The organism is Kineococcus siccus (assembly GCF_009906795.1).
Classification (GTDB): domain Bacteria; phylum Actinomycetota; class Actinomycetes; order Actinomycetales; family Kineococcaceae; genus Kineococcus; species Kineococcus siccus.
In genome coordinates this window covers 1-21,670 of the sequence record NZ_JAAALN010000027.1, presented here as the reverse complement: position 1 = coordinate 21,670, position 21,670 = coordinate 1, and the positions used below count along the sequence as shown (strand labels likewise).

General features: G+C 75.3%; 19 protein-coding genes, 1 tRNA gene and 2 pseudogenes. 4 read left to right on the top strand and 18 right to left on the bottom strand.

Features of this window, described 5'->3' with window-relative positions:
* Positions 1-59 precede the first annotated feature (59 nt).
* Positions 60-133, top strand: a tRNA-Leu gene (locus tag GTR02_RS05620).
* Between the two features lie 78 nt (positions 134-211).
* On the opposite strand, the gene pyk is transcribed toward GTR02_RS05620, so the two are convergent.
* From pyk to hisI, 11 genes and pseudogenes are all read right to left on the bottom strand, one after another.
* A complete protein-coding gene (pyk, locus tag GTR02_RS05615; protein ID WP_166606493.1) occupies positions 212-1,657 on the bottom strand; it encodes a pyruvate kinase in 1,446 nt (481 codons plus the stop codon).
* A 193-nt stretch (positions 1,658-1,850) separates the two neighbouring features.
* Positions 1,851-3,311, bottom strand: coding sequence for a glutamate synthase subunit beta (locus GTR02_RS05610; protein WP_166606492.1), 1,461 nt, complete (start codon positions 3,309-3,311; stop codon positions 1,851-1,853).
* Positions 3,304-7,917 carry a glutamate synthase large subunit gene (gltB, locus tag GTR02_RS05605; RefSeq protein WP_166606491.1) on the bottom strand — a complete coding sequence of 1,538 codons (4,614 nt, stop codon included), beginning with the start codon at positions 7,915-7,917 and terminating at the stop codon, positions 3,304-3,306. Before gltB ends, GTR02_RS05610 begins: the two co-directional genes overlap by 8 nt.
* A 201-nt stretch (positions 7,918-8,118) precedes the next feature.
* Positions 8,119-9,123 (bottom strand): prolipoprotein diacylglyceryl transferase, encoded by a 1,005-nt coding sequence (gene lgt, locus GTR02_RS05600; RefSeq protein ID WP_166606500.1) that lies wholly within the window; start codon positions 9,121-9,123, stop codon positions 8,119-8,121.
* A complete protein-coding gene (locus tag GTR02_RS22785; RefSeq protein WP_166606490.1) occupies positions 9,123-9,965 on the bottom strand; it encodes a thioredoxin domain-containing protein in 843 nt (280 codons plus the stop codon). Before GTR02_RS22785 ends, lgt begins: the two co-directional genes overlap by 1 nt.
* 123 nt (positions 9,966-10,088) lie before the next feature.
* A complete protein-coding gene (gene trpA, locus GTR02_RS05590; RefSeq protein WP_166606489.1) occupies positions 10,089-10,904 on the bottom strand; it encodes a tryptophan synthase subunit alpha in 816 nt (271 codons plus the stop codon).
* Entirely contained in the window at positions 10,898-12,214 is a 1,317-nt protein-coding gene (gene trpB, locus GTR02_RS05585) for a tryptophan synthase subunit beta (RefSeq protein ID WP_166606488.1), read from the bottom strand. Before trpB ends, trpA begins: the two co-directional genes overlap by 7 nt.
* The gene (trpC, locus tag GTR02_RS05580) at positions 12,211-13,035 is read right to left on the bottom strand and encodes an indole-3-glycerol phosphate synthase TrpC (RefSeq protein WP_166606487.1); all 825 of its coding nucleotides are present in this window, start codon (positions 13,033-13,035) and stop codon (positions 12,211-12,213) included. Before trpC ends, trpB begins: the two co-directional genes overlap by 4 nt.
* A gap of 212 nt (positions 13,036-13,247) precedes the next feature.
* Complete coding sequence (locus GTR02_RS05575) at positions 13,248-13,586, bottom strand: HGxxPAAW family protein (protein WP_166606486.1); 339 nt, start codon at positions 13,584-13,586, stop codon at positions 13,248-13,250.
* Between the two features lie 130 nt (positions 13,587-13,716).
* Positions 13,717-14,337: a Trp biosynthesis-associated membrane protein gene (locus tag GTR02_RS05570; RefSeq protein ID WP_166606485.1), complete on the bottom strand. Its 621-nt coding sequence runs from the start codon at positions 14,335-14,337 to the stop codon at positions 13,717-13,719.
* Positions 14,334-14,675: pseudogene (gene hisI / locus GTR02_RS05565) on the bottom strand (phosphoribosyl-AMP cyclohydrolase); the annotation flags it as partial. The gene GTR02_RS05570 and the pseudogene hisI, both read right to left, overlap by 4 nt.
* A gap of 44 nt (positions 14,676-14,719) precedes the next feature.
* On the opposite strand from hisI, the gene GTR02_RS05560 reads away from it, so the two are divergent.
* Positions 14,720-15,352: a TIGR03085 family metal-binding protein gene (locus GTR02_RS05560; protein ID WP_166606484.1), complete on the top strand. Its 633-nt coding sequence runs from the start codon at positions 14,720-14,722 to the stop codon at positions 15,350-15,352.
* Positions 15,353-15,386: 34 nt separating this feature from the next.
* On the opposite strand, the gene hisF is transcribed toward GTR02_RS05560, so the two are convergent.
* Positions 15,387-16,160, bottom strand: a complete 774-nt coding sequence (gene hisF, locus GTR02_RS05555; RefSeq protein WP_166606483.1) for an imidazole glycerol phosphate synthase subunit HisF — start codon at positions 16,158-16,160, stop codon at positions 15,387-15,389.
* Positions 16,161-16,245: 85 nt separating this feature from the next.
* On the opposite strand from hisF, the gene GTR02_RS05550 reads away from it, so the two are divergent.
* Together GTR02_RS05550 and GTR02_RS05545 are read left to right on the top strand one after the other, a co-directional pair.
* Complete coding sequence (locus tag GTR02_RS05550) at positions 16,246-17,520, top strand: GNAT family N-acetyltransferase (protein WP_166606482.1); 1,275 nt, start codon at positions 16,246-16,248, stop codon at positions 17,518-17,520.
* The gene (locus GTR02_RS05545) at positions 17,502-18,152 is read left to right on the top strand and encodes a nucleoside/nucleotide kinase family protein (RefSeq protein WP_205708696.1); all 651 of its coding nucleotides are present in this window, start codon (positions 17,502-17,504) and stop codon (positions 18,150-18,152) included. Before GTR02_RS05550 ends, GTR02_RS05545 begins: the two co-directional genes overlap by 19 nt.
* Positions 18,153-18,164: 12 nt before the next feature.
* Here the strand turns inward: GTR02_RS05545 and GTR02_RS05540 are convergent, their stop codons facing one another.
* The 6 genes and pseudogenes from GTR02_RS05540 to GTR02_RS05515 form a co-directional block, all read right to left on the bottom strand.
* A complete protein-coding gene (locus tag GTR02_RS05540; protein WP_166606481.1) occupies positions 18,165-18,650 on the bottom strand; it encodes a PH domain-containing protein in 486 nt (161 codons plus the stop codon).
* Entirely contained in the window at positions 18,647-19,492 is an 846-nt protein-coding gene (hisG, locus tag GTR02_RS05535) for an ATP phosphoribosyltransferase (protein WP_166606480.1), read from the bottom strand. Before hisG ends, GTR02_RS05540 begins: the two co-directional genes overlap by 4 nt.
* A 52-nt stretch (positions 19,493-19,544) precedes the next feature.
* Positions 19,545-19,808, bottom strand: a complete 264-nt coding sequence (locus GTR02_RS05530; RefSeq protein WP_166606479.1) for a phosphoribosyl-ATP diphosphatase — start codon at positions 19,806-19,808, stop codon at positions 19,545-19,547.
* 11 nt (positions 19,809-19,819) lie between these two features.
* Complete coding sequence (gene ribH / locus GTR02_RS05525; protein ID WP_166606478.1) at positions 19,820-20,296, bottom strand: 6,7-dimethyl-8-ribityllumazine synthase; 477 nt, start codon at positions 20,294-20,296, stop codon at positions 19,820-19,822.
* A gap of 29 nt (positions 20,297-20,325) precedes the next feature.
* Positions 20,326-20,892: pseudogene (ribB, locus tag GTR02_RS05520) on the bottom strand (3,4-dihydroxy-2-butanone-4-phosphate synthase); the annotation flags it as partial.
* Positions 20,893-20,939: 47 nt separating this feature from the next.
* Complete coding sequence (locus GTR02_RS05515) at positions 20,940-21,566, bottom strand: riboflavin synthase (protein ID WP_166606476.1); 627 nt, start codon at positions 21,564-21,566, stop codon at positions 20,940-20,942.
* Between the last annotated feature and the right edge of the window lie 104 nt (positions 21,567-21,670).

Genomic DNA, 21,670 nt, shown 5'->3' with positions numbered 1-21,670 from the left:
CGCTAGGGTTGGCTCCCGTCGCGGCGCGGTCCGCGGCGGCCCCCGGTCACGGCCGGAGCGCCCTGGTAGCCCAACCGGCAGAGGCAATCGACTCAAACTCGATCCAGTGTGGGTTCGAATCCCACCCAGGGCACCCGCGGACGACGACGGGGGACGGACCAGCGGTCCGTCCCCCGTCGTCGTCCGCGTGCGGTGCCGGGCGCCGGGCGCGTCAGGCCGAGGCGTACGCCTTCGCGGCGCCGTCGAGCGCGTCACCGATGCGGTGCACGCGCACCGCGTTGGTCGAGCCGACGATCCCGGGCGGGGCCCCCGCGACGATCACGACGAGGTCGCCCTCGACGCAGCGGCCCATCTCGAGCAGCCGCTTCTCGACCTGGACGACCATCTCGTCCGTGGTCTCGATGAACGGCGCGAACTGCGGCTCGATGCCCCAGCTCAGCGCCAGGCGGCGGCGCACGGAGTGCTCCGGGGTGAAGGCCAGCAGCGGGATGGTCGAGCGCAGCCGGGACAGCCGGCGGGCCGAGTCCCCGCTCTGCGTGAAGGTCACCAGCAGCTTGGCCTCGAGCTGCTTGCCGATCTCCGAGGCGGCCAGCGTGACGGCGCCGCCCTTGGTGTGCGGGACCGAGCCGAGGGGCGCGATCCGCTCGGCGCCGTGCGCCTCGGTGTTCTCGATGATCCGGGCCATGGTGCGGACGGCCTCGAACGGGAAGGCCCCGACGCTGGTCTCGCCCGACAGCATCAGCGCGTCGGCCCCGTCCAGGACCGCGTTGGCGCAGTCGGAGGCCTCGGCCCGCGTGGGGCGCGGCGCGGTGATCATCGACTCGAGCATCTGGGTCGCGACGATGACCGGCTTGGCCTGCCGGCGCGCCATCTCCACGACGCGCTTCTGCACGATCGGGACCTCCTCGAGCGGGAGCTCCACGCCGAGGTCGCCGCGCGCCACCATGATGCCGTCGAAGGCCGCCACGATCTCGGCCAGGTTGTCGACGGCCTGCGGCTTCTCGACCTTGGCGATGATCGGGACGGTGACGCCCTCCTCGTCCATGACCACGTGGACGTCGGCGGCGTCGGCCGCGCTGCGCACGAACGACAGCGCGACCATGTCCACGCCGAGCCGCAGCGCGAACCGCAGGTCGTCGACGTCCTTCTCCGACAGGGCCGGGACGCTCACGGCGACGCCGGGCAGGTTGATGCCCTTGTTGTTCGACACGGGGCCGGGGACGGTCACCCGGGTGACGACGCGGGGGCCGTCGACCTGGACGACCTCGAGGCCCACCTTGCCGTCGTCGATGAGGATGCGGTCACCCGCGGAGACGTCGCCCGTCAACCCCTTGTAGGTCGTCGAGCACACCTCCTTGGTGCCGACGACGTCCTCGGTCGTGATGGTGAACGGGTCGCCCACGGCCAGGTCGTGCGGGCCGTCGGCGAACCTCCCCAGCCGGATCTTGGGGCCCTGGAGGTCGGCGAGGATGCCCACGGAGCGGCCGGTGGCCTCCGCGGCGGCCCGCACGCCCTCGAAGTTGGCCCGGTGGTCGTCCTGGGAGCCGTGGCTCAGGTTCATCCGGGCGACGTCCATCCCGGCGTCGACCAGGGCTCGCAACCTCTCGGGGCCGGCCACAGCAGGCCCGAGGGTGCAGACGATCTTCGCTCTGCGCATGCCCACGACCCTATTCCGTCCCCGCCCGCCGCGGTCGACCGGGCGCGCGCCCCGCGGCCGTGTTCACCGCACGTCCACCTGGCCGGCGGCCCAGGTCCCCCTCCGGCTCCGCGGTCCCGGGCACGCCGACGAGCCCGGCCCCCCGCGAGGGGGACCGGGCTCAGCGGGCGAGCGGCCGCGGAGGTGCCGCGCCTCAGGCGGTGAGCGGGCGCGCGTGCGCCGTGATGGGCGAGGGCAGGGCCGTCTCCCCCATGAGGAAGGCGTCCACCGCGGCCGCGCACGCGCGCCCCTCGGCGATCGCCCAGACGATCAGCGACTGGCCCCGGCCCGCGTCACCCGCGACGAAGACGCCGGGGGTCGGGGTCGCGTAGTGGTCGGTGCGCGAGAACCGCGTCCGCTCGTCCAGCGCGAGGCCGAGCTGCTCGACGAGGCCGCCGCCCTCGGGGCCGGCGAACCCGATGGCGAGCAGCACGAGCTGCGCGGGCAGGTCCTGCTCGGTGCCCTCGACGGGCGTCCAGGTCCCGTCGACCTTCTCCACCTCGACGAGGCGCAGCGCGCTGACGTGCCCCGACTCGTCGCCGATGAGCGCGCGCGTGCTCGCGGAGAACACCCGGCGGCCGCCCTCCTCGTGCGAGGAGGACACCGAGAAGACCTTGGGCATGGTCGGCCAGGGCTCGGCCTCGTCCCGGTCCTCGGGCGCCTGCGGGTAGATGTCGAGCTGCGTGACCGACCTCGCGCCCTGGCGCAGCGCGGTGCCGTAGCAGTCCGACCCCGTGTCGCCGCCACCGATGATGACGACGTCGAGGCCGGCGGCGTCCACGTAGTCGGCCGGGCGCTCCTCCCCCACCGCGACGCGGTTGGTCGGCGGCAGGTACTCCATCGCCTGGTGGATGCCCGTGAGGTCGCGGCCCGGCAGGTCCACGTCGCGCCACTTCGTGGCCCCCGTGGCCACCACGACGGCGTCGTAGCGGTCGCGCAGCTGCTCGCCCGTGAGGTCGGTGCCGATGGCGGTGCCGGGGCGGAACCGGGTCCCCTCGGCCTCCATCTGCGCGAGCCGCCGGTCCAGGACGGAGCGCTCCATCTTGAACTCGGGGATGCCGTAGCGCATCAGCCCGCCGATCTTGTCGTCGCGCTCGTACACCGCGACGGTGTGCCCCGCGCGCGTCAGCTGCTGCGCGGCGGCCAGCCCCGCGGGCCCGGAACCCACGACGGCGACCGTCTTGCCCGTGAGGCGCTGCGGCGGACGGGGTTCCAGCCACCCGTTCTCCGCGGCCTGCTCGGCGATCATCACCTCGACCTGCTTGATGGTCACCGGGGGCTGGTTGATGCCCAGCACGCAGGCCGACTCGCACGGCGCCGGGCACAGCTTCCCGGTGAACTCGGGGAAGTTGTTGGTCAGGTGCAGGCGCTCGGCGGCCGCGGCGAAGTCGCCGCGGCTGACGAGGTCGTTCCACTCGGGGATGAGGTTCCCGAGCGGGCAGGCGCTGTGGCAGAAGGGGATGCCGCAGTCCATGCAGCGCCCCGCCTGCCGCGCGAGCTGGTCGGTGTCCTGCTTCTCGTAGACCTCGCGCCAGTCCATGAGCCGCAGCGGGACGGGCCGGCGCTTCGGGAGCTCGCGCTCGCGGACCTTCAGGAAGCCGCGGGGATCAACCATGGGATGCCTCCATGATGCGGGTCAGCACGGCGTCGGAGTCGGGCTCCAGGCCCTCGGAGACGGCCTGGGCCTGCACGTCCAGCACGCGCTGGTAGTCCCGGGGGACGATCGTGGTGAAGCGGGACCGCGCCGCGCCCCAGTCGGCGAGCAGCTTCCCCGCCACGGTGGACTCGGTGTAGCCCTTGTGCGCGACCAGCAGGTCGTGCACGCGGGCCGCGGCCGCGTCGTCGAGCGGCCGCAGGTCGACCATGTCGCGGTTGACGCGGCTCTCCTTGAGGTCCAGGACGTGCGCGAACCCGCCGGACATGCCCGCGGCCACGTTGCGTCCGACCCGGCCGAGGATGACGACCTCGCCGCCCGTCATGTACTCCAGGGCGTGGTCGCCCACACCCTCCACGACGGCGGTCATGCCGGAGTTGCGCACGCAGAACCGCTCGCCGACCTCGCCGCGCAGGAACACCGAGCCCGACGTGGCGCCGTAGCCGATGACGTTGCCGGCCACGATGTCGCGCTCCCGGCTGCCCGAGCACGTGTCGGGGCGCACCACGACGATGCCGCCGGACAGGCCCTTGGCGACGTAGTCGTTGGTGTCGCCGAACAGGCGGATGGTCACCCCGCGCGGCAGGAAGGCGCCGAGCGACTGACCGCCGGAGCCGGTGAGCTTGACGTCGATCGTGCCGTCGGGCAGGCCCTCCTCGCCGAAGCGCGTCGTGACCTCGTACCCCAGCAGCGCACCGATCGTCCGGTTCACGTTGCGCACGGGGAGCTCGATGGACACGGGCGTCCCGTCGCGCAGCGCGTCGGCGCTGCGCTCGATGAGCACGTGGTCCAGCGCCTTCTCCAGGCCGTGGTCCTGCGTCTGCGTGCAGTGCAGCGACGTGCCCTCGGGCGGCGTCGGCGCGTGCAGGATCGGCGACAGGTCCAGGCCGGAGGCCTTCCAGTGCGCCACGGCGCGGCGGGAGTCCAGCAGCTCGACGTGCCCGACCGCCTCCTCGACGGAGCGGAACCCGAGGCTCGCGAGGTACTCGCGGACCTCCTGCGCCAGGTACTCGAAGAACGTCACGACGTACTCCGCCTTGCCCGTGAACCGGGCCCGCAGCTCGGGGTTCTGGGTGGCGACGCCGACCGGACACGTGTCCAGCTGGCAGACGCGCATCATGATGCAGCCGGAGACCACGAGCGGGGCCGTCGCGAACCCGAACTCCTCGGCGCCCAGCAGCGCGGCGATGACGACGTCGCGCCCCGTCTTCAGCTGGCCGTCGACCTGCACCGCGATGCGGTCGCGCAGGCCGTTGAGGACGAGGGTCTGCTGGGTCTCGGCCAGGCCGAGCTCCCACGGACCGCCCGCGTGCTTGAGGCTCGTCAGCGGCGCCGCCCCCGTGCCGCCGTCGTGGCCCGAGATCAGCACGACGTCGGCCTTGGCCTTCGACACGCCCGTCGCGACCGTGCCGACGCCGACCTCGGACACGAGCTTCACGTGCACCCGGGCCTTGTGGTTGGCGTTCTTCAGGTCGTGGATCAGCTGGGCGAGGTCCTCGATGGAGTAGATGTCGTGGTGCGGCGGCGGGGAGATGAGCCCGACGCCGGGCGTGGAGTGCCGCGTCCTGGCGATGTTCGGGTACACCTTGTGGCCGGGCAGCTGCCCGCCCTCGCCGGGCTTCGCGCCCTGCGCCACCTTGATCTGCAGGTCGGTGGCGTGCGCGAGGTAGCTGCTCGTGACGCCGAAGCGGCCCGACGCGATCTGCTTGGTCGCGGAGTTGCGCACCGGGTCCAGCAGGCGGTCGTAGTCCTCGCCGCCCTCCCCGGTGTTCGACTTGCCGCCCAGGCGGTTCATCGCGACCGCGAGCACCTCGTGGGACTCCTGGCTGATGGAGCCGTAGCTCATCGCGCCCGTGGAGAACCGCTTGACGATCTCGCTGACCGGCTCGACCTCCTCGAGCGGCACCGGCTCGCGGACCCCCTTCTTCAGCGTCAGCAGCCCGCGCAGCGTCATGAGCCGCTCGGCCTGCTCGTCGACGCGCTGGGTGTACTGCCGGAACACCTTCTCGTTGCGCTGCCGCGTGGAGTGCTGCAGCCGGAAGACGGTCTCGGGGTCGAACAGGTGCGGCTCGCCGTCGCGGCGCCACTGGTACTCCCCGCCCGTCTCGAGGCTGCGGTGCGCGCGCTCGGCCCCCTCGACGGGGTAGGCGACGCGGTGCCGGCGGGCGACCTCCTCCGCGAGGACGTCGAGGCCGACGCCGCCGAGCCGGGAGGTGGTGGCCGTGAAGTACTCGTCCACCAGGGTCTGGGACAGGCCCAGCGCCTCGAAGACCTGCGCGCCGCGGTAGGACGCGACCGTGGAGATGCCCATCTTGGACATCACCTTCAGCACGCCCTTGCCCAGCGCCTTGATGAGGTTCTTCACGGCCGTGGGCGCGTCGACGCTCGTGATGACGCCGGTGCGGACGAGGTCCTCGACCGTCTCCATCGCGAGGTAGGGGTTGATCGCCGCGGCGCCGTAGCCGATCAGGAGGGCGACGTGGTGGACCTCGCGGACGTCGCCGGCCTCCACGACGAGCCCGACCTGCGTGCGCAGCTTCTCCCGCACGAGGTGGTGGTGGACGGCCGAGGTGAGCAGCAGCGACGGGATCGGGGCGAGCTCCGCGGTGGAGTCGCGGTCGGACAGCACGACGAACACGGCGCCGTCGGCGATCGCCCGGCTGACCTCGGCGCGGATCTGCTCGATGCGGCGCGCCAGCTCCGCGCCACCGCCGGAGACCCGGTAGAGCCCCTTGACGATGTGCGTCGTGCGGCCCGGGTTCCGCCGGTCCTTGTCGATGTGGACGATCTTCGCGAGCTCGTCGTTGTCGATCACGGGGAACGGCAGGACGAGCTGGTGGCAGTGCTCCGCGGAGTCGGCCAGGAAGTTCTGCTGCGGGCCCGCCGTCGTGATCAGCGAGGTGACGAGCTCCTCGCGGATCGCGTCCAGCGGCGGGTTGGTCACCTGCGCGAACAGCTGCGTGAAGTAGTCGAAGAGCAGGCGCGGCCGCTCGGACAGCACGGCGAGGGGGGTGTCGGAACCCATCGAGCCGATCGGTTCCGCCGAGGCGCGCGCCATGGGCGCGAGGATGAGGCGCAGCTCCTCCTCGGTGTAGCCGAAGGTCTGCTGGCGCCGGGCCACGGAGGCGTGCGTGTGCACGACGTGCTCGCGCTGCGGGAGGTCGCCGAGGTGCACGACGTTCTCGAGCCACTGCGCGTACGGGGCCGCCCCCGCGAGCTCGCCCTTGATCTCCTCGTCGTCGACGATGCGGCCCGCGGCCGTGTCGACGAGGAACATCTTGCCGGGCTGCACGCGACCCCGGGTGACGACCGAGGCCGGGTCGAGGTCGAGGACGCCGACCTCGCTCGCCAGCACCACGAGGCCGTCGTCGGTGACCCAGTACCGCGACGGGCGCAGGCCGTTGCGGTCCAGGACCGCGCCGATGAGGGTGCCGTCGGTGAACGTGACGCTCGCGGGGCCGTCCCACGGCTCGGAGAACATCGAGTGGAACTGGTAGAAGGCGCGCCGCGCCGGGTCCATCTCGGTGTTGTTCTCCCAGGCCTCCGGGATCATCATCAGCACCGCGTGCGGCAGCGAGCGGCCCGCGAGGTGCAGCAGCTCGAGGACCTCGTCGAAGGACGCCGAGTCGGAGCCCTCGGTCGCGCACACGGGCCCGAGGCGCTGGACGTCGCCCGGGATCAGCGGCGTGCTCATGAGCGACTCGCGCGCCGACGCCCAGTTGCGGTTGCCCTTGACGGTGTTGATCTCGCCGTTGTGGGCGATGGCGCGGAAGGGGTGGGCCAGCGGCCACGACGGGAAGGTGTTGGTGGAGAAGCGCGAGTGCACGAGCGCCAGCTCGGTCGTGTAGCGGCGGTCGGACAGGTCGGGGAAGAAGGGCTCCAGCTGACCCGTGGTCAGCATGCCCTTGTAGACCATGGTGCGCGCCGACAGCGAGGGGAAGTACACGCCCAGCTCGCGCTCGGCGCGCTTGCGCACGGCGTAGACGCGGCGGTCCAGCGTGATGCCCGTCTCGCCGGCCCGGCCGCGCAGGAACAGCTGCGCGAAGAACGGCATGCAGGCCCGGGCCTGCTGGCCCACGAGGTCGGCCGTGACGGGGACGTCGCGCCAGCAGAGGACGTCGACGTACTCCGACGCCGCGATCTCCTCGATGCGCGCGACGGCCGCGGCGCGCTCGGCCGGGTCGACGGGCAGGAAGGCGTTGCCCACCGCGAAGGCGCCCTTGGCGGGCAGCTCGACGCCCTGCTCCTCGCGCACCACGGCGCGCAGGAACTCGTCCGGGACCTGGGTGAGGATGCCCGCGCCGTCCCCGGTGTTCGTCTCCGCGCCCACCGCACCGCGGTGGTCGAGGTTGCGCAGGGCGGTGAGGGCGTGGTCGACGATGTCGTGACCCGGCTCGCCGCGCATGGTGGCCACGAAGGCGACGCCGCAGGCGTCGTGCTCGTTGGCCGGGTCGTACGCCCCCTGGGCCGCGGGGACCGTGGAGAAGGGTCGCGTGGTGGTGCGCACCGTCGGCGCGCCGGCCGGAGGTGCGCAGAGGGCGTCGGGCGTCGCGGGGAACTGCGACATGGGTGCACCGTCCTCGGAGAGAGGTCGTGGACCTCGATGGACAGGATCTGTCGGGGGTCTCGTTCGACCGGTGGAGTCTCTTCGAGCGAGACGCCGCCCGGTGGGGGCGTGCGTCCCGAGCGCAGGGCGGCGCTGGCCTGCGTTCACCTCACTGTAACGCCAGAGGTCCACGCCGAATCTGCACTCGACGTCACGACTCCGTCACGTGGACGGGCGGTCTGGTCCCTGGCGGGGTTGCTCCTGGGGCTGAGTGACGGTCCGTTCGTCAGCCACGCTCGCAGCGTCACCGGACGGGGATGCGCCCTCCACTGACGAGGCCGAGGGTACCTGCTCCCCGCCGGCCGGACGGACGACGTCGCCGAGCTCGTCGGCGGCACCGCGGTGCCGGCGGCGGGAGCGCACGAAGGCGGCCAGGGCGACGACCAGGACGACGCCCGCGACCCACGTGTTCACCCGCAGGCCGAGGATGTCGTTGGCCTCGTCGATGCGCAGCGCCTCGAACCACGACCGCCCCGCGCAGTACAGGACGACGTACAGCAGGAACACCTGGCCGTGGCGCAACCGGTACCGCCGGTCGAGCCGCACGAGGACCACGGCGGCCGCCAGGCACCACAGCGACTCGTACAGGAACGTCGGGTGGAAGGTGCCGAGGACCTCGGGCGTGCCGTCCGGGCCGAGCACGGCGCGGCCCCGCACCCCGTCCCACTCGTGGATGGTCAGCGCCCACGGCAGGTCGGTCGCCCGGCCGTACAGCTCGTTGTTGAACCAGTTCCCCCAGCGGCCCAGCGCCTGCGCGACCAGGAGCGCGGGCGCCACGGCGTCGGCGACGGGCGCGAACCGGTACCCCGCGCGGCGGGCCGCGATCCACGCGCCCAGCGCCCCGGCGGCGATCGCGCCCCAGATGCCCAGGCCCCCGTCCCAGATCTTCAGCGCGCGGACCGGGTCGCCGTCCTCGCCGAAGTAGGCCTGGGGGGAGGTGATGACGTGGTAGATCCGCGCGCCGACGATGCCGAACGGCACCGCCCACACGGCCATGTCGAGGATGAAGTCCGGGCGGCCGCCGCGCGCGCGGAAGCGCTTCTCCGCGATCCACACCGCGGCGACGATGCCCGCGATGATGCACAGGGCGTAGGCCCGCACGGGCAGCGGGCCGAGGTACCAGACCGCGACGGTCGGGCTCGGGAGCACCGCGGGCAGGCCGGTGATCACGCGCCCGTCGCCTTCTGGACGGCGGCCGCGAGGTCCTGCGGCGCCGAGGCGGTCAGCAGCTGCGCCGCCGGGACCTCCGTGACCGTCCCCGACGGCGAGGTCACCCGCACGGTCGGGGTGCCCTGCACGCCCTTCGGCTCCATCTGGGCCTGCACGCGCTCGACGTAGGCCGCGTAGACGTGGTCGTCCAGGGCCTTGCGCCAGGCCGCGACGTCCAGCCCGTCGACCTGCTCGGCGAGCGCCTGCAGCGAGTCGGCCGTGTAGCCCTCGCCCTCGGCCGGCTGGTTCGCGTAGAGGGTCTGCGTGTACTGGACGAACTTGCCCTGCGCATCGGCGGCCGCGGCCCCCTCGGCCGCGAGCTGGGAGGAGGGGGCGGTGCCGAGGTTCTCGTCGAGGAAGGTGAGCGTGTGCACGACGACCTCAGCCTTGCCCTGGGCCGCGAGGTCGACGTAGGCCTGACCGCCGAAGTCCTCGAAGCGCTTGCAGACGGGGCACTGGTAGTCCAGCCAGATGTCCACGGTGGGCGCGCCGGCCGCGGGCGTGCCCGGGAGCTTGATGCCGCCGTCGGCCGCGACCGCGTTGGGCGCCGCGGGGCCGGCCGTGCTCGCCGCCGCGGTGCGGGCGGTGTCCTCGCGCTGGCGCTGCACGAGGACGACGACCGTGGCCACGATCGCGAGGACGACGACGACCGCGACGGTGATGAGCAGCACCCGGCGGCTGCGCTCGCGCGCCTTCTCCCGCTCGCGCAGCGCGGCCGCCTTGGCCTGCCGCGCCGCGCGGGCGTCCTGCGCCTCCCCCGCACGGGCGGGGTGGCCACCGGGGCGCTTCTTGGTGCTCACGGACTCTCCTCGGGCGCTCGGGCACGACGGTGGCCGACCACGACGGTGGCCGGCCACGACGGGGTGCCGGGGGCCGCGGCTCCCGGCGGATCGGTCGGACGCGCCCGGGCGGGCGCGCGTTCCTCAGGCGCGGCGGATGCCGGCGGACAGGTCGGCCGCGAGCTGCCCCACGGCCCGCACGCCGGCCGCGGTGTCCTCGGCGTCGAGCAGACGGCTCACGAAGGCCGAGCCGACGATGACGCCGTCGGCGTACCCCGCGACCTCCGCGGCCTGGTCGGGCGTGGAGACGCCCAGGCCGACGCACACCCGCTCGGCGCCTGCGGCGCGCGTGCGCTCGACGAGCTGCCGGGCCCCGGCGCCGACCGTCGCGCGGGCGCCCGTGGTGCCCATGAGGGACGCGGCGTAGACGAAGCCGCGGCTGCGCTCGGCCGTGAGGGCCAGGCGGGCGTCGGTCGAGCTCGGGGCCACGAGGAACACCCGCTCGAGGTCCTCGGCCTCGCTCGCGCCGATCCAGGCGCCGGCCTCGTCGGGGATGAGGTCGGGCGTGATGAGCCCCGCGCCCCCGGCCGAGGCCAGGTCGCGCGCGAAGCGGTCGACGCCGTAGCGGTCGATCGGCGGCCAGTACGTCATGACGAGCACCGCGGCACCGGTCGCGGCGACCGCCTCGACGGCGCGCAGCACGTCCGCGGGCCGCGTGCGCTGCGCGAGCGCGACGTCCACGGCGCGCTGGATCGTCACGCCGTCCATGGTCGGGTCGGAGTACGGCAGCCCGAGCTCCACGACGTCGGCACCGCCGTCGACCGCGGCCTTCGCGGCCTCCACGCTCGCGGCCACGTCGGGGAAGCCCACGGGCAGGTAGGCGACCAGCGCCGCACGGCCCTCGGCCAACGCCCCGTCGACCGCCGCGGCGGCCGTGCTCGTCGTCGCGGTGCTCACCATCCCGACCCCTCCGTGTCCTCGGGCGCGTCCGCGACCCGCTCCGCCTCGGAGGCCACCAGGTCCTCGTCGCTGACGAGGTCGAACCACCGCGCGGCGGTGTCGACGTCCTTGTCCCCCCGGCCCGAGAGGTTGACCAGCACGACCGCGTCGGGCCCGAGCTCGCGGGCCACGCCCAGCGCGCCGTGCAGCGCGTGCGCGCTCTCGATCGCCGGGATGATCCCCTCGGTGCGGCACAGCAGCTTGAAGGCCTCCATGGCCTCGCGGTCGGTGACGGAGCGGTACGTCGCGCGGCCGCTGTCGCCGAGCCAGGAGTGCTCGGGGCCGACGCCCGGGTAGTCGAGGCCCGCGGAGATCGAGTGCGACTCCACGGTCTGACCGTCCTCGTCCTGCAGGACGAAGCTCCGCGCGCCCTGGAAGACGCCCGGGGCGCCGCCCGTGATCGAGGACGCGTGCCGGCCCGTCGCGACGCCGTCGCCCCCGGCCTCGAAGCCGAAGAGCCGCACGTCGGTGTCCTCGAGGAAGGCGTGGAAGATGCCGATGGCGTTCGAGCCGCCGCCGACGCAGGCGCACACCGCGTCGGGCAGGCGGCCCGTCATCCCCTGGACCTGCTCGCGGGCCTCGACGCCGATGATCCGCTGGTAGTCGCGCACGAGCACCGGGAACGGGTGGGGCCCGGCGACCGTGCCGAAGACGTAGTGCGTCGTGTCGACCGAGGCGACCCAGTCGCGGAAGGCCTCGTTCACGGCGTCCTTGAGCGTCCGGCTGCCGGCGGTGACCGGGACGACCGTGGCGCCCAGCAGCCGCATGCGGGCGACGTTGAGCGCCTGCCGGCGGGTGTCCTCCTCGCCCATGTAGACGACGCACTCCAGGCCCATGAGGGCGGCGGCCGTCGCGGTCGCGACGCCGTGCTGGCCCGCGCCCGTCTCGGCGATGACCCGCCGCTTGCCCATCCGCTTGGTCAGCAGCGCCTGGCCCAGCACGTTGTTGATCTTGTGCGAGCCGGTGTGGTTCAGGTCCTCGCGCTTGAGCAGGATCCGCGCCCCGCCGGCGTGCGCCGCGAAGCGGGGGACCTCGGTGATGATGCTCGGCCGGCCGGAGTACGTCCGGTGCAGCTCGGCCAGCTCCTCGACGAACGCCGGGTCCGACATGGCCGAGCGGTGGGCGGCGTCGATCTCGTCGAGCGCGGCCACGAGCGCCTCGGGGACGAAGCGGCCGCCGAAGGCGCCGAAGTACGGCCCGCGCTCGCCCGCGAGGGGCTCCGGGCCGAAGGACGGCGCGACGACGGGGGTGGGGTGGTCGACGGTGGTCACGGGCGCACCGCCTGCACGGCCGGGTGGGCGCCGGCGGCGACCAGGTCGGCCACCGCCCGCCGGGGGTCGTCGCCGCGCACGAGCGTCTCGCCCACCAGGACCGCGTCGGCCCCGGCGCGGGCGTACTCCACGACGTCGCGGGGGCCCTGCACGCCGGACTCCGCGACCTTGACGATGCGGTCGGGGATGAGCGGGGCGAGGTCGTGGAACGTGCGGTTGTCCACCTCGAGCGTCTTGAGGTTGCGGGCGTTGACCCCGATGACGCGGGCGTCGGCGTCGACCGCGCGCGCGACCTCGTCGGCGTCGTGCACCTCCACGAGCGCCGTCATCCCCAGCGAGTGCGTGCGCTCCACGAGCGACACGAGCGCGTCCTGCTCGAGCGCCGCGACGATGAGCAGCACGACGTCCGCACCCCACGCGCGGGCCTCCCACAGCTGGTAGGAGCCGACGACGAAGTCCTTGCGCAGCACCGGGACCTCGACCGCGCAGCGCACGGCGCGCAGGTCGTCGAGGCTGCCGCCGAAGCGGCGCTGCTCGGTGAGCACGCTGATGACGCTGGCCCCGCCGAGCTCGTACTGGGTGGCCAGGGCCGCGGGGTCGGCGATCTCGGCCAGCGCGCCCTTGGACGGGCTGCGGCGCTTGACCTCCGCGATCACCTTCACGCCGCTCTGCTCGCTGTCGCGCGGGCGCAGCAGGCCCTGCGCGTCCTTGGCCGGCACCTGCCGGTGGGCCCGCTCCTTCAGCTCGTCGAGCGAGGTGTGCTCACGCCGGGCCGCGAGGTCCTCGCGGACGCCGTCGAGGATGTCGTCGAGGACCGTCACGCCTCGCATGCTAGTCCCGCGCCGGGGCCCGGCCGTGCCGCCGTGCACAGCGTCACACGGCCGCCACGGCTCCCCCTCGGGGCCGGCGGGACGACTCCTGCGCGCGCACCCCCCACGCACGACGGCGCCGCACCCCGTCGGGGCGCGGCGCCGCTGAGGGACCGGTGTCGGTGTCGTGGACCCGGCGTCGTGGACCCGGCGTCGTGCCGAGGTCAGTGCTGCGCGCGCCCGATGCCCGCTGCCCCGCCCGACGACCGCTTGACGCCGTAGCCCATGCGCGAGAGCACGGACGCCACGACGAGGGCCAGCAGGATGATCACACCGCCGACGATCCCCCACGTGAGGCTGGGGAAGACGACCGCGAGGCAGAGGACCGCGAAGCCCAGGAGACCGACCGCGACGCCCGCCCAGGCTGCCACGGTGTGCCCGTGGCCGTGCTCGTCGACGATGTCCGCGTGCGTCTCGTTGCCGGTGCGCTCGGTCTGGCCGTTGCGCGCGGGCTGGGCCGTCGGGCCGCCCTGGCCGTCGCGGGCGGAGGACTGGCTGCTCACGGGTGCTCCTCGGCGTGGGGTGGGGCCGGCCGAGCGGTCCGGACCGGTGTCGGACCAGGGTACCGGGGGTCGCGCCCCGGCGCCGGACCGGGACGCGTCCCCCGGGCGCGCCGGGGTCGGCGCGCGCGCATCAGCGCGTCGTCGGGTCCTCGCCGTGGGTCAGCGAGTCCCACGCGGCCGCGGGGTCCTCGGCCGGGCTCGCGGGCACCAGCACGACCGCGTCCCGCTCGTGGCGCGTGGAGGTCGACCAGCGGCGGCCGCGGGCCAGCACGCCCAGCCCCGCGACGCCGACCAGGACGCCGCCCGCCGCGGACACGACCGGCCAGGGCGCGACGTCCGCGCCCGTGACCGCCGCCGTCGAGCGGCCGCTCGCCGCCCGCGCGGGCGAGCTCAGCGCCTCCTCCGGGGACGTGAGCGCCCCGAGCGAGGCGACCACGACGCCGACCCCCGCGAGCAGCAGCGCCGCCGCCGCGAGGACCCGGGCCACGCGCCGGCCGATCGTGACCGCCACGACGGCCGCGAGCGCCACCAGGCCGAGCGCCGTCGCGAGGGGGGCCGCGGTCCGGCCGTCGGCGAGGACCGCGGTGTCCCCGGTGGTGGCCGCGACCCGGCCGGCGACCCACGTCGGCGCGCCGGCGGCGAGCACCACGACGGCCCCGGCGAGCCCGAGCAGCAGCAGCGAGCCGCGCTCCCGGCCGGCGCGGCGGCGCGCGTCGGGGGCCGGCGCGGCGGTGGGGGTGCTCCCGCTCACGCCGGCCGGCCCGCGCCGGACGCGTCGGCCGCCGCGGGGCCGACGACCACGGGCAGGGGGGAGGCGTCGAAGCAGGTGGCGTGGCCCGTGTGGCAGGCCGCCCCGACCTGGTCGACCTCGACCAGCAGGGCGTCGCCGTCGCAGTCCAGCGAGACCCGCTTCACCCACTGCACGTGCCCGGAGGTGTCGCCCTTGCGCCACAGCTGCTGCCGGCTGCGGCTGAAGTAGGTCGCGCGGCCGGTGCCCAGCGTGTGCGCGAGCGCCTCGTCGTCCATCCAGGCGACCATGAGGACCTCGCGCGTGTCGTGCTGCTGCACGACCGCGCAGACCAGGCCCGCCTCCCCGCTGGGCTGCGCGCGGGCCGCCGTGCCACGATCCGCCCATGCCCGTCACCGACGCCGCCCGTGAACGCGCCGCCCTCTGCGACGAGGCGCTGCGCGCCGGGCCCGACGCCCCGACGCTGTGCGAGGGCTGGGTGGTGCGCGACCTCCTCGTCCACCTCGTCGTGCGCGACAGCCGGCCCGACGTGGCGCTGGGCCAGGCGCTGCCGCCGCTGCGCGAGCACGCCCGCCGCGTGCAGGACGAGCTCGCGGCCCTGCCCTTCGAGGAGCTCGTGGACCGGGTCCGCCGCGGGCCGACCGGGCCCGCGCCGACGCGGCTGCGGGTCGTCGACGACCTGGTGAACCGGGCCGAGTTCTACGTGCACCACGAGGACGTGCGCCGCGCCGGGGCCGGGGCGGCGCCGCGCGAGCTGCCGCGCGGGGAGTCGGCCGCGCTCTGGAAGCTCGTGCGCACGATGGGCCGCTTCGCCTACCGCCGCAGCGGGACGGGCGTCGTCCTCGTCGCCCCGAGCGGCCCGCGCGCCGTCGTGCGCCGCGGCCCGGTCGCGGTCAGCCTCACGGGCGAGCCGCAGGAGCTGCTGCTGCACGCGTTCGGGCGCCGGCCCGTCGCGCGGGTCGCGGTCGACGGCTCGCCGGACGCGGTCGCGCGGTTCCTGGCCGCCTACCCCGCCTGAGGACCTCGCGGGACGCGGGCCCGCCGCACGGGTCTCAGCGGACGGGGTGCCCCGCGGCGCGCAGGGCGTCCTTGACCTCACCGACCGTGAGCTGCTGGAAGTGGAAGACGCTCGCGGCGAGCACGGCGTCGGCGCCCGCGGCCACGGCCGGGGGGAAGTGCCCCACCGCGCCGGCCCCGCCGCTGGCGATGAGGGGGACGCGGACGCGCTCGCGCACCGCGGCCAGCATCGCGAGGTCGAACCCGGCCTTGGTGCCGTCGGCGTCCATCGAGTTCAGCAGGACCTCCCCGGCCCCGAGCTCGGCGGCGCGGGCGGCCCACTCCACGGCGTCCAGGCCGGTGCCGCGGCGGCCGCCGTGCGTCGTGACCTCGTAGCCCGACGGCGTCGTCGGCTCCCCCGGCAGCGTGCGGCGAGCGTCCACGGACAGGACGAGGACCTGCGCGCCGAAGCGGTCGGCGATCTCGGCGATGAGCTCCGGCCGGGCGATGGCCGCGGTGTTGACGCCCACCTTGTCGGCGCCGGCGCGCAGCAGTCGCTCGACGTCGGCGACGGCGCGGACGCCGCCGCCCACCGTGAGGGGGATGAAGACCTGCTCCGCGGTCCGGGACACGACGTCGTAGGTGGTCTCCCGGCTCGCCGACGACGCCGTGACGTCGAGGAAGGTCAGCTCGTCGGCGCCCTCGGCGTCGTAGCGGCGGGCCAGCTCCACGGGGTCGCCGGCGTCGCGCAGGTCGGCGAAGTTCACGCCCTTCACGACGCGTCCGGCGTCGACGTCCAGGCAGGGGATGACTCGCACGGCGACGCTCACGCGCGCCAGCGTAGTGACGCCCGCCGGCCCGTGCCGCCCTCCCCGTCGGGCGCGGGGGCCCGGCCCGCCGGATACCGTCGGCCGCGTGCCGAGCCCCGACCTGACCTTCACCACCGTCGACACCGACGACACCGCGGCCGTCGACGCGTGGTCGCGGGTGCCCCGCACCGCGTTCCTGGAGAAGGCCCCCGACGAGGCCGACCTCGCGGCCCGGCGCCGCCAGGTGGCCGGCCACCGGCTGCGCGCGGCCTACGACGGCGACCGTCCCGTCGGGACGTTCCGCTCCTACGACCTCGAGGTGACGATGCCGGGGTCCGGCCCGGTGACCGTCGACGCGATCTCGTCGGTGGCGGTCCTGCCCACGCACCGCCGGCGGCGCATCCTCAGCACCCTGATGACCCGGGACCTCGCCGAGGCCCGCGAGAGCGGTCACGCGCTGGCCGCGCTCATCGCCATGGAGGCCCCGATCTACGGGCGCTTCGGGTTCGGCCCGGCGACCCGCTCGACGCAGTGGACGGTCGACTGCGACCGCGTCGCCTTCCGCCCCGACGCCCCCGGCGGCGACGGCGGCCGCCTCGAGCTGGTCGACCCCGCCGCCGAGCGGGACGTGCTGGCGGGCGTGCACGACGAGGCGCGCCGCAGCCGCCCCGGGGGCCTGCAGCGGCCCGCGGTCGACTGGGACGAGTGGTTCACCACCCCCGGCCCGCGCCGGCTCGGGCGCGGCGCGCACGTCGCCCTGCACCGCGACGCGGCCGGGACCGCCGACGGCTACGTCGTCTACGAGCTCACCGAGGCGTGGGACGCCCGGGTGTCGACGTCCACGGGACGCGTGCTCGACCTCACCGCGACCACGACGGGCGCCTACCGCGACCTGTGGGAGTTCGTCGCCTCCATCGACCTCGTGCGCACCCTGACGGTCCCCGACCGGCCCGCCGACGAGCTGCTCCCGCAGCTGCTCCTCGACCCGCGCGCCGTGCGGCACGGCGCGGTCGACGACTTCCTGTGGGTGCGCGTCCTGGACGTCGCCGGGGCGCTGTGCGCCCGGCGCTACCTGGGCCACGACACCCTCGTCCTGCGGGTGGAGGACCCGCGCGGGCTCGCGGGCGGCACCGTGCGCCTGCACGTCGACGGCGCCTCGGCGGGCCCGGACGGCTACGCGTGCGCGGAGGTCACGGCCGGCACCGGCGAGCCCGACGTCGTCCTCGGCGTCGGCGACCTCGCGACGCTGCTGCTCGGCGACGGGTCCGCGGCCGCCCTGGCCCGCGCGGGCCGGCTGCACACCGCGTGCCCCGACCGCGCCGTGCGGCTGGACGCCCTGTTCGCCACCCCCGAGTCCCCGTGGTGCCAGACCTGGTTCTGAGCGGGGACGGGTCGCCGGCGGAGCCCGGGCGCGTCCTGGGCACCGCGGCGGCCGTCGACCTCGTCGTGGACCGGCTGCGCCGCCGGCCGCACGCGGGGCCGGGCCCGGCGGTGGTCGCCGTCGACGGGCCCTCGGGCGCGGGCAAGACGGACTTCGCCACGGCGCTCGCGCACGCCCTGGACGGGGCGCCGGTCGTGGCCATGGACGACCTCTACCCGGGCTGGGACGGTCTCGAGGCCGCCGTGCCGCTGCTGACCGCGGAGGTCCTGGCCCCGCTCGGCGCGGGGCGGCCGGCGCGCTTCCGCCGCTACGACTGGGCGGCCGGGCGCCGCGGCGAGCTCGTCGTGGTCCCGGCCGCGCCCGTCGTCGTGGTCGAGGGGGTCGGCTGCGGCGCGCGCGAGCCCGCCGCGCACGTCGACCTGCTGGTGTGGCTGGACGCGGCGCCCGCGGTGCGCTTCGCGCGCGGCATGGCGCGCGACGGGGAGACCTACCGGCCGCACTGGCGCCGCTGGGCCGCGCAGGAGGAGGTGCTGTTCGCGCGGGAGGAGACGCGGGCCCGCGCCGACGTCCGCTTCCGCAGCGACCCGCCCGGGCCGGGCGGGGGTCTCGTCCGGGAGCCGGCGGACGCCTGACGTCGCGACGCGTCAGCGCCCGGCGGCGTCGCCGTCGCGGCCGGCTCGCGGGGCGTGGCGCTCCACGAGGCGGGCCAGGCGCAGCGCCTCGGCGTCGGCGTGCAGCCCGTCGGCCCGCTGCACGGCCATGACCGCCAGGTTCTCGCCGTCGTCGGTGTCCAGCGTCAGCCACGGGCTCTCCCCGCTGAACCGCACGCCGAGGATCGCGCCCCACTCGACGCGGCGCGTGTAGACGATGTTGCGCACGACGAGCGCCCCCTCGGTCGGCACGGCGCGCACGGCGACCAGGCGGGCGATGCCCCCCGCCACGACGAGGCCGAAGAGCAGCGCGAAGACGGTGTCCAGCCCCGTCCAGCCCGACTGCGGCGCCCTGGCGAGGGAGATCGACAGGGCGATCGTGGCGAGCAGGAACAGCGCGGCCAGCGGGTAGCCCACCCACCGCGCCCGCCGCGGGCGGAACGGGGCGTCGACCCGGGCGCCGGGACGCGCAGCGCTCACAGGCGCGCCGCGTGGATGCTCGTGGCGAGGATGGCCCGCGCGCCGAGGTCGTAGAGGTCGTCCATGACCTGGTTCGTCGCGCGCGCCTCGACCATGGCGCGCACGGCGACCCAGTCGGGATCGGCGAGCGGCGACACCGTGGGCGACTCCAGCCCCGGCGTGATCGCGCACGCCCGCTCGACGAGCGTGCGGGGGCAGTCGTAGTCGACCATCACGTACTGCCGGGCCACGAGCACGCCCTGCAGCCGGCGGACGAGGACGTCGACCGCGGGCGAGGGCGGGGCCCCGGTCCGGCGCACGAGGACGGCCTCGGAGCGCATCACGGGGTCGCCGAACACCTCCAGGCCCGCGGCCCGCATCGTGGACCCCGTCTCGACGACGTCGGCGATCACGTCGGCGATGCCGAGCGCGACGGCGGTCTCGACGGCGCCGTCGAGGTGGACGACGTCGGCCTCGACGCCGTGCGCGGCCAGGTGCTCGCCGAGCAGGCCGGAGTAGCTCGTGGCGATCCGGCGGCCCGCGAGGTCGGCGACCGAGGACGCCGTCCCGGGGCGCCCCGCGAACCGGAAGGTGCTGCGCGCGAAGCCGAGCGGGAGGACCTCGTCGGCGGGCGCGCGGGAGTCCAGCAGCAGGTCGCGGCCCGTGATGCCGCAGTCGAGCGTGCCCGAGCCCACGTAGAGGGCGATGTCGCGGGGCCGCAGGAACACGAACTGCGCGGAGTTGTCCGGGTCGTCGAGGATCAGCTCCCGCGACTCCCGGCGCTGGCTGTAGCCGGCCTCGCGCAGCATCGCGCTGGCCGCCTCGGACAGCGACCCCTTGTTGGGGACGGCGATGCGCAGCACTCCTGCGGCTCCTCGGTTCGGCGGTTCGGGTGGGGGGCTGAGGCGCGTCGGCTCAGAGGTGCGCGTACACGTCCTCGAGCGTCAGCCCGCGCGCGATGAGCAGCACCTGCAGGTGGTAGAGCAGCTGCGAGACCTCCTCGGCGGTGCGCTCCGCCGACTCGTGCTCGGCGGCCATCCACACCTCGGCGGCCTCCTCGACCACCTTCTTGCCGATGGCGTGCACGCCGGCGTCGAGCTCCACGACCGTGCCGGACCCGGCGGGGCGGGTGCGGGCCTTGTCCGTCAGCTCCGCGAACAGGTCGTCGAAGGTCTTCACGTGTCCTGATCCTAGAGCGGGGCCACCTCGCGCAGCGCCACGGCGGTCTCCAGCGCCGCGAGCACGGCCTCGCGGCCCTTGTCCTCGCGCGACCCGCGCAGGCCCGCGCGGTGCAGCGCCTGCGACTCGTTGTCGACCGTCAGGACGCCGAACCCGATCGGGACCCCGGTCGTCACCGCGACCTGCGTGAGGCCCGACGTCGCTGCGCTGCAGACGTACTCGAAGTGCGGGGTGCCGCCGCGCATGACGACGCCGAGGGCCACGAGGGCGTCGAAGCCGCGCCCCGCGAGGCGGGCCGCGGCGACGGGCAGCTCGAACGCCCCCGGCACGCGCACCTCGGTGACGTCGGTGACGCCCGCGTCGGCCAGGCCGCGGCGGGCGCCCGCGATCAGCCCCTCCATGACCTCGTGGTGCCAGCGCGCGGCGACGACCGCCACGCGCAGGCCCGTGCCGTCGACCTCGATCTCGGGGCTTCCGTCGCCGCTCATGGTGTGGTCCCTCCGGTGGTTCCTCCTGCGGCGGCGAGGTGCGCGCGCAGGTCGTGGATGGTGAGGACGGGCAGCGAGTGGCGCCGTCCCAGCTCGGTGACCTGCGGCCACCGCGACATCGAGCCGTCGTCCTCGACGAGCTCCGCGATCACCCCGACGGGCGCGAGCCCGGCGAGGCGGCACAGGTCGACGGCCGCCTCGGTGTGCCCCGGCCGCTCCAGCACGCCGCCCGGGCGGGCGCGCAGCGGGAACACGTGGCCGGGCCGGACCAGGTCGCCCGCCGTGCTCGCGGGGTCCGCGAGCACGCGCGCGGTGCGGGCCCGGTCGGCCGCGGAGATGCCCGTCGTCACGCCGACGGCCGCGTCGACGCTCACGGTGTAGTCGGTGCGCCGGGAGTCCTCGTTGCGCGCGACCATGGGCGGCAGCTCCAGCTCGGCGGCCCGCGCAGCCGACATCGGCACGCACAGCAGGCCGGACGTGTGCCGCACCGTCCAGCCCAGCCACTCGGGCGTGACGAGCTCGGCGGCCAGCACCACGTCGCCCTCGTCCTCCCGGTCGGCGTCGTCGGTGACCAGCACGGGCCGGCCCGCGGCCAGGGACTCCAGCGCCGCGGCGACGGCCGCCGAGACGTCGGTGGCTGCGGTCACGACGCCACCGGCCGCGGCGCCGCGGCGGCCAGCCGCTCGACGTACTTGGCGAGGACGTCGACCTCCAGGTTGACGACCGAGCCCGGCTCGCGGCGGCCCAGCGTGGTCGCCTCGAGCGTCGTCGGGATCAGCGAGACCTCCAGCCACGGGGCCGGGTCGTCGACCGCGCTGACCCCGCTGACCGTGAGGGACGTGCCGTCGAGGGTGATCGAGCCCTTCTCCACGACGTAGCGCGCCAGGTCGGCCGGGATCGCGACCCGCACGACCTCCCACGCGTCGCCCGGGGTGCGGGCCACGACCGTGCCGGTGCCGTCGACGTGGCCCTGGACGATGTGCCCGCCGAGGCGGCCGCTCGCGGCGAGCGCCCGTTCGAGGTTGACCCGTCGACCGGGGGCCACGTCGCGCAACGAGCTGCGGGACAGCGTCTCGGCCATCACGTCCACCGTGAAGCACCCTGGGTCGGGCTGGTCGACGACCGTGAGGCAGACGCCGTCGACGCAGATCGACGCGCCGTGCACGGCGTCGCTCGTCACGAGCGGCCCCCGCACCGTCAGGCGCGCGGACTCCGCCCCGCGCTCGACGGCGACGACCTCGCCGACCTCCTCAACGATCCCGGTGAACACGGCTGGCCTCCTGGTGGGGACGGACGTCGGTGGTGGTGCTGGTCGTGGTGGGCGCCGGGCGGGCGGCGCGCTGGGCCCGCGGCCCCGGCACGTCGGGGGCGGCG

Bases quoted from the DNA above. Each gene is read 5' to 3' on its own strand.
- gltB (WP_166606491.1), bottom strand. From the start codon at position 7,917: ATGTCGCAGTTCCCCGCGACGCCCGACGCCCTCTGCGCACCTCCGGCC.
- pyk (WP_166606493.1), bottom strand. From the start codon at position 1,657: ATGCGCAGAGCGAAGATCGTCTGCACCCTCGGGCCTGCTGTGGCCGGC.
- GTR02_RS05610 (WP_166606492.1), bottom strand. From the start codon at position 3,311: ATGGTTGATCCCCGCGGCTTCCTGAAGGTCCGCGAGCGCGAGCTCCCG.
- ribH (WP_166606478.1), bottom strand. From the start codon at position 20,296: ATGAGCGGCGACGGAAGCCCCGAGATCGAGGTCGACGGCACGGGCCTG.
- trpA (WP_166606489.1), bottom strand. From the start codon at position 10,904: ATGGTGAGCACCGCGACGACGAGCACGGCCGCCGCGGCGGTCGACGGG.
- GTR02_RS05560 (WP_166606484.1), top strand. From the start codon at position 14,720: ATGCCCGTCACCGACGCCGCCCGTGAACGCGCCGCCCTCTGCGACGAG.